Source organism: Streptomyces sp. MB09-02B, from assembly GCF_033794485.1.
Classification (GTDB): Bacteria; Actinomycetota; Actinomycetes; order Streptomycetales; family Streptomycetaceae; genus Streptomyces.
Genome location: NZ_JARGEE010000053.1, coordinates 19484 through 31125, shown reverse-complemented (window position 1 = coordinate 31125; position 11642 = coordinate 19484). Strand labels below are relative to the sequence as shown.

The window sequence follows — 11642 nt, the reverse complement described above, 5'->3', positions numbered from 1 at the left end:
CACCACCGGCCTGCCCACCCCCGTCCGGCCCGGACCCGAAGCGAACCGACTCCCCGCCCTGTCGGCCCTCGACCGAGACGCCATCACCGGGCGCCCCGGATCGAGCGGCGCTCGCGGGCGCCCCGGGCTGAGCCGTGTCACCGGCCCACCCCGGCTCACCGGCCGACGGTGCGGTGGCGGCCTGGGGAACCCCCGCGCGGGGAGCCCCACCGGGTACGTACGACCCGGCCGCCCGCACACCGGGCATCGGCTCGACCGGGGGCTGCGCGAAGGGAGCTGCCTGCACGGGCGGCTGGGCGCGAGGCGGCTGGGCGGAGGGCGCTGCATGCCCCGGAAGCTGCACGCCAGGCACCGGCTCAGCCGGCGGCTGCGCGAACGGTGCTGCCTGCACCGGCAGGTGTACGGCCGGTACTCCCTGCCCCGGCGGCTGCGCGCCAGCCATCGGCTGCCCCGGCGGCTGCTCGGCAGGTGTCCCGTGGACCGGCGCCGACCGTGCGAACGGGCCGTCCCCAGCCCTCCTCGCGCCCCCCGACAGCTCGCCCCCCGCAGGCCTGCCCACCGGCTGAACCCCCTCCGACGGGCCCTCCGGCTGAACCCTCTCCGGCGGGCCCACCGGCTCAACCCCCTCCGGCTGGCCCTCCGGCTCCGGCCGCTCCGGCGGAGCCGAGCGCACCAACCTCAGCGTCGGCTCGGCCCGGCGGACCGGTGGGTGCGGTGGCTCGGGGGTCGCCTCGGCGGCCCCCCCGACCGCTTCCTGCCGGCCCAGCTCGCGCAGCACATCCCGCTGCCAGTCCCCTGCCTGCGCCATGTGCGGCCCCCAGCTCCTAAGCGAACGTGTCGAGCAGTCGTCCGTACACGCCGAACACTCCGATGAGCAGCGGGAACAGGGTGATCACGCCGATCGATTCGAGGGTGTCGCCGAACCGCCGGAGCCGTACGCGGACATGCTCGGCGGGTTGCACGGCGAGCACCAGCAGCGGCAGGGCGGCGAGCACGGCGAGGACGGCGAGCGGACCGGCCGCGCCACCGGAGTGCTCCAGCCACACCGACACCAGCCGCACGGCGAGCACGGCCGCCGCACCGAGCAGCACCACGACCTCGGCGACCAGCGGGAACGCCCGCGCGCGCAACGCGAGGACGACCATGGTGACGACGGCCAGCAACACGGTCCACTTGGTGGGCGCCCGCAGCGCGAACACCCCGGCCACGGTCGCCGACACGGCCATCGTGACCGTCGCCAGCGCCAGCCCCCGGTGCGTCGCGGTGAGCGCCGCCGACACCTGGAGACGGCTCACGGACGCACCCCCGGAACGCCGGTCGTCGAGCCCGGAGAGCCCCGACGCCATCAGCGCCAGCCTGGGCAGCAGCCCGAGCACGACCACGCAGACCACGGCCAGCACGGCCCCCACCTCGGCCTGCTCCGGCAGCGACGGCGACACCGCACCCGAGACCGCCACGGAGACTCCGAGCCAGCACACCGAGACGCCGGCCAGCGCCCCCGCCCCGACCAGCCCACCCCGCCCGAGCGGCGTGAACAGTCCGAGCAGCGCGAGCGTGCCGACCCCGGCCGCAGCCATGGCCGCGGCCTGCGGCATCCCGGACCACCGCTCCGCCTCCGCCCACGTCGACGCGCCCAGCAGCCCCAGCGCACCGGCCGTCGCGATCAGCGTCGAGGCCAGCCCTCGCTTCCCGGCCCGCCCCAGCAGCGCACCCGTGAGCGCCGCCACGAGCGCGACACCGAGGAGCGCGCCCGCGACGACCCCGGGCTCGTACGCGGCCCGTGCGAACATTCCGGCGGTCACGGCCCAGCCGACCGTGGCGAGCCCGGCCGTGACCCGGCGCGTGGCCGGCCCCCAGCGCAGACCCCGGGCGTCGAGATCCTCGGCAGCCTCGTCCGTGACGTCGTGCACGACGGGTGCCGACGGCGCGTCCTCGGCCCGGACGAGGCGCAGCACCGCGCCGTCCGCCGTCCCGGCCGTCTCCAGGGTGCTGTCGTGCGCCAGCGCGGATCCGTCCGCCGTGACGAGATGCCGCAACTCGGGCCGCTCGCCCACCTGGTCGTCGAGCAGCCGCATGATCTCCGGCAGCAGCAGCCCGACCGGTTCCCGCGACGGCAGCACGAGGTCCACCCGGCGCCGCTCACCGACCAGCGTGACCCGGCTGAGCGCCGTCCGCGCACCACCCGTGGCCTGCCCCAACGTCCCCGTAGCCATCACGTTTTCGAACCTATCACCGAGAAGAATCGCTGGTCGGGGCTGTGGAAACCGGTGAGGAACCCGGCGTGGAGGCCGCCGGGGACCCGGACCCGGTGGTGGAGACCGACGGGGTCGGCGTGACCGACGGCTGCACCGAACTCCCGTACGGACTCTTGCCGATGATGCGGTTCGACACGAACGACCACCCCACACATCCCGCGCACAGCACCGCCGCGATGACGATCCCGGCGAAGACCTTCCCGATCCGTTCGTCCACGGAGCGCCGCTGCCGCTGCGCCCCGAACAGCAGGGCGTCCCGCAGCCGTCGACGCCGCACCGACACCGACTCCAGCAACTGGCTGTCGTAATCCTGCGCTGCCACGGCTACGGAACCCCGTTCACCTCTCTCAGAGCCGGCCCGTCAGCCGATCTGGTCGACCGCCGCGCGGGCCTTCGCCAGCGTCGACTGGGCCGTGCCGTCGTTCTGTTCGAGTGTGGTGCGCACCAGGCGGATGATCTCGCGGACCTCACCCGCCGCCTTCTTCCAGCGCTCTTCCTTGCCGTGGTAGTCGTCCGAGACACCGTCCGCCTGGAACTCGGTCATCGCGGCCTTGACGGCGGCGTCGCGGTCGCCGAGCACCCGCTCCAACTGCCCCACGATCGTGCCGAGCGCGGTCTGCACCTCGCCGGAGGCCCCGGTGTCGTACGAACGGCGGTCCTGGTTCTGAGCCATGAGTACTTCCCCCTCGTTCCTGCTCGTCGCTGCTTATCGGGCGCCGAAGCGGGCCGCGTCGAAGTTGGCCAGGCCCATGTTCTGGTTGGCGTTGTCCTGGGACTCCACGTCACCGGTGCCGAAGGCGTTGTCCATGCCGGACTGACCGCCCAGGATCGCGGCGAGCGAGCCGTTCAGGTCGGCGGTGATCTCGTCCGCGCGGTTCTTGAACGAGTCGAACGCCGCCTTGCCCGCGCCGTTGAACTTGCCCTCCAGCGGCTCCGCCGCGCTGATCAGCAACTGGATCAGCGTCCCGAGGTCGTCGCTCGAACCGAGCGTGCTCTTTCCGAGCTCCGCCAGGGTCGTCGCCCCCATGTCGAACTTCACGTCGTGTCCACCCCCGTGTGTCTGGGTCACCTACGTCTCGAACATGCTCTCGCACAACGAGTTGCACCCGCAACGCGCTTGGCGGGCCGGTGACACCATCGGAACACAATACGAACACCCTCGTGGTGCCGCACAACATTCTTGAGCCGCCGCACAACCCTCCCCCCACCTCGCCGGTCGTACTTGGCATCAGGGCTTCTCGGAGGGGGATCTGGGGGGATCGCGGGGGTTCTGGTACGGAGGGGAAAGCCGAGGGGCCCGGTCCACTGGACCGGGCCCCTCGAAACATTCCGGCGTGCTCGCCGGGGCCGGGCAGCTCGTGCTCGCCGGGGACCGGGCAGCTAGAAGAACACCCCGCACCGCAGCAGCACATTCGCGTACGGCCGTGCCTCCCCGGTCCGTACGACCAGCCGCGCGCCCGCCGACAGCTCCTTCAACTTCTCGTGGGAGACCAGCTCCAGCTCGGGGAAACGGCCCTCCAGCAGCGCCGTCGCCTCCAGATTCGCCTCACGCACCTCGTACGCGGCCGTCGCCCCCTCGACCACGAGCTCGTCGAGCAGCCCGTCCAGCACCTCCGCGAAGGACGGCACCCCCGCCCGGAAGGCCAGGTCGACCACGCGTGGCCCCTCGGGCACCGGCATCCCCGCGTCGCACACCAGCACCCCGTGCCCGTGCCCCAACTCGGCGACGGCGCCCGCCAGATGACGGTTGAGTATCCCGGCCCGCTTCACAGCGCCGCGACCTCCTCGGCGGTCGGGAACGACACCTGCGCCCCCGCCCTGGTGACGGCGGCGGCCCCCACCCGGGCCGCGTACGCGGCGGCCTCGGCCGGCTCCGACCCCGCTCCCAGCTTCCACGCCAGCGCCGCCGTGAACGCGTCCCCGGCCCCCGTGGTGTCCACGGCGTCCACCTTCACGGCGGCCACCCGCGCACTGCCCTCGGGGGTCGCGACCAACGCCCCCTCCGCGCCCAGCGTCACGACCACCGAACGCGGCCCGAGCGCCAGCAGCGCCCGCGCCCAGTCCTCCGGCGAAGGCGAACCCGCGAGCTCGCCCCCGACGATGACCCGCGCCTCGTGTTCGTTGACGATCAGCGGATCACACGCGGCCAGCACCTCGGCGGGCAACTCCCGCGGCGGCGACGGGTTCAGCACGAAACGCGTCCCCTCCGGCAGCCGCCGTACGACCTCCACCACCGTCTCCAACGGGATCTCCAACTGCGCGGAGACGACCCGGGACGCACGCAGCAGGCCCTCCGCCGCCCGCACGTCCTCGGGGGTCAGCTTCCCGTTGGCGCCCGGCGACACCACGATGCTGTTGTCGCCCGACGGGTCCACCGTGATCAACGCGACCCCGGTGGGCGCCCCGCCGACCAGCACCCCGGCCGTGTCGACCCCGGCCGCCCGCTGCGAGTCCAGCAGCAGACGTCCGTTGCCGTCGTCGCCGACCCGGGCCAGCAGCGCCGTACGCGCCCCGAGCCGGGCCGCCGCCACCGCCTGGTTGGCGCCCTTGCCGCCCGGGTGCACGGCCAGGTCGGAGCCGAGCACGGTCTCCCCGGCCCCCGGCCGCCGCTCGACACCGATCACCAGATCGGCGTTGGCCGATCCCACGACCAGAAGGTCGTAGTCGTACATGAGTGGTCCCCTTCGTCCTTGAGCGGTCGCGTCCGTCAGCCGCTCGACCCGGCCTTCGTCGTCAGCCGCTGAACTCGGCCACGTTCTCGGACGTGACCACCTTCACCGGCACCATCACCGACTTCTCGACCTTCTCGCCCTTGGCGGCCTCGACCGCGTTGCGCACCGCGATCCTGCCGAGTTCGGCGGGCTGCTGCGCCACCGACGCGTACAGCGTGCCCGCCTCGACGGCCTTGAGCCCGTCCGCCGTCCCGTCGAAGCCGATGACCTGGACGGACTTTCCGGCCTTGGAGCCGAGCGCCTTGATCGCGCCGAGCGCCATCTCGTCGTTCTCGGCGAAGACACCGTCGACGTCGGGGTTGGCCTGCAGCAGGTTCGTCATCACGTCGAGACCCTTGGTGCGGTCCCAGTCGGCGGGCTGCTCGGCGAGGACCTTGATGCCCGGGTAGGCCTTCAGCCCCTCGGCGAAGCCGGCGCCGCGCTCCCGGCTGGCGGAGGTGCCCGCCTGGCCCTGGAGGATGACGATCTCGCCCTTGCCGCCCAGCTTCTCGGCGAGCGACTTGGCGGCCAGCCTGCCGCCGCTGACGTTGTCGGAGGCGACGAGCGCGGCCGTGTTCGCGCCGTTCACCGCGCGGTCGACGGCCACCAGCGGGATGTCCGCCTTGTTGACGGCCTTCGCCGCCGGGGTCACCGCGTCGGAGTCCACCGGGTTGACGATGATCGTGCCGAGGCCCTCGCTGGTGAAGTTCTGCAACTGGTTGGCCTGCTGCGAGGCGTCGTTCTGCGCGTCCGTGACCGACAGGTCCACGCCCAGCTTCTTCGCCTCGTCCTGGGCGCCCACCCGGATCTGCACGAAGAAGGGGTTGTTGAGCGTCGACAGCGACAGCCCGATCTTCTCGCTCTTCGCCGCCGACGACCCGCTGTGCAGGAACGAGGTCGCGCCCACGACCGCCGCCGCGACCACCGCGGCCAGCACGTACGTCAGCGCCTGCTTCTTCCGGTCCCGGGAGCCACCGGCACCGGCCGCCACCGGGGTCGCCCCCGCCTTGCGGCGCACGGTGTCCAGCAGCACGGCCAGCGCGATGACGACACCGATGACGACCTGCTGCCAGAACGCCGACACGGACAGCAGGTTGAGGCCGTTCCTGAGCACCGCCAGGATCAGCGCGCCGATCAGCGTCCCCGATGCCTTGCCCGTGCCGCCGGCCAGCGAGGCGCCGCCGATGACGACCGCCGCGATGGCGTCCAGCTCGTAGCCCTGCGCGGCCTGCGGCTGCGCGGAGGAGAGCCGGGAGGCGAGCACGATGCCCGCGGCGGCGGCGAACAGTCCGGACAGCGCGTAGATGACGAGCTTCTGCCGCTTCACCCGCAGCCCGGACAGCCGGGCCGCCTCCTCGTTGCCGCCGATCGCGTACATGGCACGCCCGATGTACGTCCGCCCGAGGATCACGGCCGTCACGCCACCGAGCACCAGCATCACCAGGACCGGCACCGGCAGCCAGCCGCCCAGGTTGTCCCCGAGGTGCGAGACCGACTCCGGGAACGCGATCGGGCTGCCCTGCGAGATCACCAGCGACAGACCGCGCCCCACCGACAGCATGGCGAGCGTGGCGATGAACGGCGGCAGCTTCCCGTACGAGATGAGGAAGCCGTTGACGAGACCGCACGCGATGCCGGTGACGACGGCGAGGAGCACGGCTATCGGGACCGGCACGCCCTCCGACGTGGCGCTCCAGGCCAGGACGGTGGCCGACAGCGCCGCCACCGAACCGACCGACAGGTCGATGCCCGCCGAGACGATCACGAAGGTCACACCGAACGCGAGGATCGCGGTGACGGCGGCCTGGACACCGATGTTGAGCAGGTTGTCGGCCGTCAGGAAGTCGCCGGACAACACCGACATCGCGACGACGAGGACGATCAGCGCGGTCAGCGCGCCGTTGTCGAGCAGGAGCCGGCGCAGCCCCGACGGTCCCGAGGCGCCACGCGCGCCCTGCGTGCTCTTGATCGTGTCAGCGGCCATCGGGGGCCTCCGTTTCCGTCGCAAGGATGGTGGGGTGGGAGACGGCGAGCGCCATCACCGCGTCCTGGGTGGCCTCGGCGGCGGGCAGTTCACCCGCGATCCGCCCCTGGGCCATGACCAGCACCCGGTCGCTCATACCGAGCACCTCGGGCAGGTCACTGGAGATCATCAGCACGGCGGCACCGGCGGCCGTCAGCTCGTTGATCAGTTCGTAGATCTCGACCTTCGCGCCGACGTCGATGCCGCGCGTCGGCTCGTCGAGGATCAGCACCCTGGTGTCCGCCAGCAGCCATTTGCCGATGACGACCTTCTGCTGGTTGCCGCCCGAGAGGGTGCGCACGTGCTGGTGCAGCCCGGCCATCCGGACCCCGAGCCGCTCGGCCACCCTGGCCGCGTTCGCCCGCTGCCCCTTGAGGTCGACGAACCCGCCCCGGGTCGCGCCCCGCAGGGTCACCAGGCCGAGGTTCTCCTCCACGGACGCATCCAGCACCAGCCCCTGGCCCTTGCGGTCCTCCGGCACCAGCCCGATCCCGGCGGCCATGGCGGCGCCCACGTCGTCCTTGGGCACCGCGGAGCCGCCGACCCGCACGGCCCCCTCGTCGTACGGATCGGCGCCGAACACGGCCCGCACGACCTCCGTACGTCCGGCTCCGACGAGGCCCGCGATCCCGACGACCTCACCGGCCCGCACCTCGAAGCTGACGTCGTGGAAGACGCCGTCCCGCGTGAGCCCCTCGACGACGAGCAGCGCCTCGCCCGAGTCCGCCCGTTCCCTCGGGTACTGCTGCTCGATGGACCGCCCGACCATCAGGCGTACGAGTTCGTCCTGCGGGGTGGTGGCGGGCACCTGCCCGACGCTCTTCCCGTCCCGGATGACCGTCACGCGATCCCCCAGGGCGGCGATCTCCTCCAGGTGATGGGTGATGAAGACGATCCCGACCCCGTCCTCGCGCAGCCGCCGCACGATCGAGAAGAGCTTCTCGACCTCCCCGGTGGTCAGCACGGCGGTCGGCTCGTCCATGATCAGCACACGCGCGTCGAGGCTCAACGCCTTGGCGATCTCGACCATCTGCAGCCGGGCGATCCCGAGTTCACGCACGCGCGCGCGTGGCGAGACGTCGACCCCCACCCGCTCCAGCAGCTCGGCGGCCTCGGCCTCCATCCGCTTCCGGTCGATCATCCCGAAGCGACGCGGCTGCCGCCCCAGAAAGATGTTCTCGGCGACGCTGAGATCAGGAACGAGGTTGAACTCCTGGTAGATGGTGGCGATCCCGAGCCGCTCGGAGTCCTGCGCACCCTGGATGCGCACCTCCTCGCCACCGGCCAGGATCCGCCCCGCGTCGGGCGTGTAGGCACCGGAGAGCATCTTGATGAGCGTGCTCTTGCCCGCGCCGTTCTCACCGAGCAGGACATGCACCTCGCCCCGGCGCAGCTCGAAGTCGACGCCGTCCAGCGCGACCACACCGGGGAAGCTCTTGCGTATGCCTTCGATGCGCAGCAACTCGTCAGGGTCGCTCACGACGTGCTCCTGTTCGTCACGGGGGACGGTTCTGGGGGAGTGGACTCGCCGCACGAGAGGCGTACGACGAGACGGGCGGGGAGGGTGACGGACTGCGGGGGCCGCCCCTCGATACGGTCGACCAGGGCGCGCACGGCGGCTCGCCCCAGCTCAGCCGTCGGCTGGGCCACCGCCGTGATCGGCGGATCGGTGTGCACGAACCAGGGGATGTCGTCGAAGGCGGCCAGCCCGACGTCCTCCGGAACCCGCATCCCGCGCGCGCGGACGGCGTCCAGCGCGCCGAGCGCCATCAGGTTGTCGGCGGCGAAGACGACCTCGGGCGGCTCGGCCAGATCGAGGAACCCCTCCGTCACCCGCCGCCCGCTCTCGGCCTGGAAGTCGCCCTGCCCGATGTACGCGTCGGGCAACGCCAACCCGTGCTCGCCCAAGGCCTCCCGAAAGACCTCGACCCGCTCCCGGCCGGTCGTGGTGGCGGCCGGCCCGGCGATGATCGCGAGCCGCCGGTGCCCGAGCCCGTACAGATGGGCGACGAGATCCCGCACGGCATCCCGCCCGTCCGCCCGCACCACGGGCACGTCCACACCCGGAATCCACCGGTCCACGAACACCATCGGTGTCCCGGCCCGCACGGCGTCCAGCATCAGGGGCGACCCACCGTCGGTGGGGGACACGAGCAGCCCGTCGATCCTCCGGTCGAGCAGGTTCCGCACATGATGATCCTGCAGCTCGGGCCGCTCGTCGGCGTTCCCGATGATCACGCTGTACCCGAGCGCCCGCGCCTCCTCCTCGACCGACCGCGCCAGCTCGGTGAAGTACGGATTCATGACATCGCTGATGACCAGCCCGAGGGTGTGGGTCTGGTCCGTGCGCAACGACCGCGCGACGGCGTTCGGCCGGTACCCCAGCGTCTCGACGGCGGCCATGACCCGCGCCCGCGCGTCCTCACTGACCGACGGATGGTCATTGAGCACCCGCGACACCGTGGCGACGGACACCCCCGCCTCGGCCGCGACGTCCTTGATACTCGCCACCGCCGACCACCTCCTCGTGGAATCGATTACATCGACGTCACGGAGGATTGGAATCGATTACACGGGGCTTGGGCAAGGGTCCGGCCATGGCCGAAATCCAATCGTGACCGGGCCATCGGATGCCCCCTCAATAACAAGACTTTTGTTAATGTGGCTCCATGGCTGCCACTCCCGATCCCGCCCCCGGAGAGGGCCCGGTCCGTCCGGTCTCCGTCTCCCTTCACGAAGGCACGATCGCCGCTCTCAAGGCGCGCACGGGCAAGCGAGGCATGTCCGCCTACGTCGAAGCCCTCATCCAACGCCAACTCGAACGGGAGCGACTGCGCGAACTCATCGAAGACGCGGAGGCCGAGCACGGGCCCGTGGACCAGGCGGCGGTCGAGGCCAAGAGGGCGCTCCTGCGCGGTGACGCGGCCGGCTCGGCGGACGTCGCGTGAGCGGCACGCTCGTACTGGACTGCGAAGGTCTGTCCAAACTCGTCCGCCGCACACCCGAACTCACCGAATGGCTCACCGCGGCAGAGGCCGAGGACATCCGGGTCATCACCAGCTCCGTCACCCTCGTCGAAGCCCGCGACCCCAGGACCAACCAGGCCCGCTTCGACTACGCGGCCTCCCGCGTGAACATCGTCCCGCCCGCCGAAGCGATCGCCCGCCACGCGAGCAGGCTGCTCGCCGCCGCCGGACTCGATGGCCACAAGTACGCCCTGGATGCCATCGTCGCCGCCACCGCACTCGTCTCACCCGCCCCAGCCACCGTCCTGACCTCGGACCCCGAAGACCTCCGCTTGCTGTGCGGCCCTGGCGTCCGCGTGATCAAGGTGTGACACCGCGAAGTCGAATTGAGTTGCCGTGCGCGCATCGCAGCCCGAACGATGGGCCTGTGACGACCACTGGAGAACAGTCACCATGTGATGCCGTCCGACCGGTCGCGTTGGTGACCGGGGTCGGTCGGTCCGTCGGCATCGGCGCGGGCATCGCTCACCGGCTTGCCGAGGCGGGCTGGAACGTCGCCTTCACCTACTGGACGCCGTACGACGCCCGCATGGCCTGGGGCGCCGAGACCGGTGCCGCGGACACCATCGCCAAGGCTTTGGGCGAACGAGGCGCCGACGGTGTGGCGGTGGAGGCGGACCTCGCCGATCCGGAGGCTGCGGAGCGTGTCTTCGATGAGGTCGAGCGTCGCCTCGGCGGCGTCACCGCCTTGGTGATGTGCCACTGCGAGTCGGTCGACTCCGGCCTGCTCGACACCACGTTGGAGAGCTTCGACCGTCACTTCGCGGTCAACGCGCGTGCCACCTGGCTGCTGATCCGCGAGTACGGCCGTCGCTTCCATGCGGCTCCAGGGACCGGGCGCGTCATCAGCCTCACCAGCGACCACACCGTCGGCAACCTGCCCTACGGAGCGAGCAAGGGCGCGCTCGACCGCATCACCCTGGCAGCCGCCCACGAACTCTCCCACCTCGGGATCACCGCCAACGTGATCAACCCGGGGCCGGTGGACACGGGTTGGATGTCCGACGACATCCGGGAGCACGTACTGCGTCGGACGCCGCTGGGGCGTCTGGGCAGCCCGCAGGACACCGCTGATCTCGTGGAGTTCCTGTGCTCCTCGCGGGGCCAGTGGATCAATGGGCAGCTCCTGCAGAGCAACGGTGGCTTCGTCGGGTGACCGGCCGACCCAAGCTCCTCGCCCTCGTCGTGGGCGGGCGCCGCTGTGTGGCCGGCCCGCCACGACGACGGTCGGCACAGTCTCGTTGCCGTCATCGGCCGCCCTCACCACGGCGGCTCCTGCCGGGTCGCGCCAGATGTCGACCCAGTGAGCAGGGCGGGCCCTTCTAGGCCCTCCTCCACGTGACATCGAAGTGCGACCAGACCATGCCCCAGTTTCTTCAGCTGTTCGACACGGTCCTCATCCCTGTCCACGCGGGCGTAGAACCCCCTGGCGTTGCGATCCATTGCCCAGTGGATACCCGGCGAGCGCGGTCGGCCACCCTTCGGCTTCCGCCTCCTGGTCGTCACGGCCGGGAACGGGGAGCGTGAATGCACCTTCAGGTCGATGTGCTTACGGGCGTAGATGACAGCCGCCTCGATGCCGCGCCGCCAGTGCTCATGCTCGAGGTTGAGAACCCGAAAGTTGATG

The 11642-nt window shown here is 71.6% G+C and carries 12 protein-coding genes; 4 read left to right on the top strand and 8 right to left on the bottom strand.

Annotated elements, in window-relative coordinates:
* Positions 1 to 824: 824 nt before the first annotated feature.
* Positions 825 to 2213 carry a type VII secretion integral membrane protein EccD gene (gene eccD, locus P1P70_RS10840; RefSeq protein WP_319236540.1) on the bottom strand — a complete coding sequence of 463 codons (1389 nt, stop codon included), beginning with the start codon at positions 2211 to 2213 and terminating at the stop codon, positions 825 to 827.
* A 68-nt stretch (positions 2214 to 2281) separates the two neighbouring features.
* Between eccD and P1P70_RS45740 the strand changes: the two genes are divergently transcribed.
* Complete coding sequence (locus tag P1P70_RS45740) at positions 2282 to 2563, top strand: hypothetical protein (RefSeq protein ID WP_413471451.1); 282 nt, start codon at positions 2282 to 2284, stop codon at positions 2561 to 2563.
* 53 nt (positions 2564 to 2616) lie between these two features.
* On the opposite strand, the gene P1P70_RS10830 is transcribed toward P1P70_RS45740, so the two are convergent.
* The 7 genes from P1P70_RS10830 to P1P70_RS10800 all read right to left on the bottom strand — a co-directional run bounded on the left by P1P70_RS10830 (position 2617) and on the right by P1P70_RS10800 (position 9500).
* The gene (locus tag P1P70_RS10830) at positions 2617 to 2928 is read right to left on the bottom strand and encodes a pore-forming ESAT-6 family protein (protein ID WP_005486398.1); all 312 of its coding nucleotides are present in this window, start codon (positions 2926 to 2928) and stop codon (positions 2617 to 2619) included.
* Positions 2929 to 2961: 33 nt separating this feature from the next.
* The gene (locus P1P70_RS10825; protein ID WP_319236536.1) at positions 2962 to 3294 is read right to left on the bottom strand and encodes a hypothetical protein; all 333 of its coding nucleotides are present in this window, start codon (positions 3292 to 3294) and stop codon (positions 2962 to 2964) included.
* A 341-nt stretch (positions 3295 to 3635) separates the two neighbouring features.
* On the bottom strand, positions 3636 to 4025 hold the full coding sequence (gene rbsD, locus P1P70_RS10820; protein ID WP_319236535.1) for a D-ribose pyranase: 390 nt from the start codon (positions 4023 to 4025) through the stop codon (positions 3636 to 3638).
* Positions 4022 to 4927, bottom strand: coding sequence for a ribokinase (locus P1P70_RS10815; protein WP_319236534.1), 906 nt, complete (start codon positions 4925 to 4927; stop codon positions 4022 to 4024). The genes rbsD and P1P70_RS10815 overlap by 4 nt, the downstream gene beginning before the upstream one ends.
* A 61-nt stretch (positions 4928 to 4988) precedes the next feature.
* The gene (locus tag P1P70_RS10810; RefSeq protein WP_319236531.1) at positions 4989 to 6950 is read right to left on the bottom strand and encodes a substrate-binding domain-containing protein; all 1962 of its coding nucleotides are present in this window, start codon (positions 6948 to 6950) and stop codon (positions 4989 to 4991) included.
* Positions 6940 to 8469, bottom strand: a complete 1530-nt coding sequence (locus tag P1P70_RS10805; protein ID WP_319236529.1) for a sugar ABC transporter ATP-binding protein — start codon at positions 8467 to 8469, stop codon at positions 6940 to 6942. Before P1P70_RS10805 ends, P1P70_RS10810 begins: the two co-directional genes overlap by 11 nt.
* The gene (locus P1P70_RS10800) at positions 8466 to 9500 is read right to left on the bottom strand and encodes a LacI family DNA-binding transcriptional regulator (RefSeq protein ID WP_319236528.1); all 1035 of its coding nucleotides are present in this window, start codon (positions 9498 to 9500) and stop codon (positions 8466 to 8468) included. The genes P1P70_RS10805 and P1P70_RS10800 overlap by 4 nt, the downstream gene beginning before the upstream one ends.
* Positions 9501 to 9658: 158 nt before the next feature.
* Between P1P70_RS10800 and P1P70_RS10795 the strand changes: the two genes are divergently transcribed.
* Genes P1P70_RS10795 through P1P70_RS10785 form a run of 3 tightly spaced genes read left to right on the top strand, consistent with a single transcriptional unit; the run spans position 9659 to position 11171 of the window.
* Entirely contained in the window at positions 9659 to 9937 is a 279-nt protein-coding gene (locus P1P70_RS10795) for a hypothetical protein (protein ID WP_319236527.1), read from the top strand.
* A complete protein-coding gene (locus P1P70_RS10790) occupies positions 9934 to 10326 on the top strand; it encodes a type II toxin-antitoxin system VapC family toxin (protein WP_319236526.1) in 393 nt (130 codons plus the stop codon). Before P1P70_RS10795 ends, P1P70_RS10790 begins: the two co-directional genes overlap by 4 nt.
* Before the next feature lie 56 nt (positions 10327 to 10382).
* Positions 10383 to 11171: an SDR family oxidoreductase gene (locus P1P70_RS10785; RefSeq protein WP_319236525.1), complete on the top strand. Its 789-nt coding sequence runs from the start codon at positions 10383 to 10385 to the stop codon at positions 11169 to 11171.
* Positions 11172 to 11642 lie beyond the last annotated feature (471 nt).

Excerpts from the sequence above, each read along its gene's own strand:
- P1P70_RS10810 (WP_319236531.1), bottom strand. The coding sequence starts at position 6,950 with ATGGCCGCTGACACGATCAAGAGCACGCAGGGCGCGCGTGGCGCCTCG.
- eccD (WP_319236540.1), bottom strand. The coding sequence starts at position 2,213 with ATGGCTACGGGGACGTTGGGGCAGGCCACGGGTGGTGCGCGGACGGCG.
- P1P70_RS10795 (WP_319236527.1), top strand. The coding sequence starts at position 9,659 with ATGGCTGCCACTCCCGATCCCGCCCCCGGAGAGGGCCCGGTCCGTCCG.
- P1P70_RS10830 (WP_005486398.1), bottom strand. The coding sequence starts at position 2,928 with ATGGCTCAGAACCAGGACCGCCGTTCGTACGACACCGGGGCCTCCGGC.
- P1P70_RS10815 (WP_319236534.1), bottom strand. The coding sequence starts at position 4,927 with ATGTACGACTACGACCTTCTGGTCGTGGGATCGGCCAACGCCGATCTG.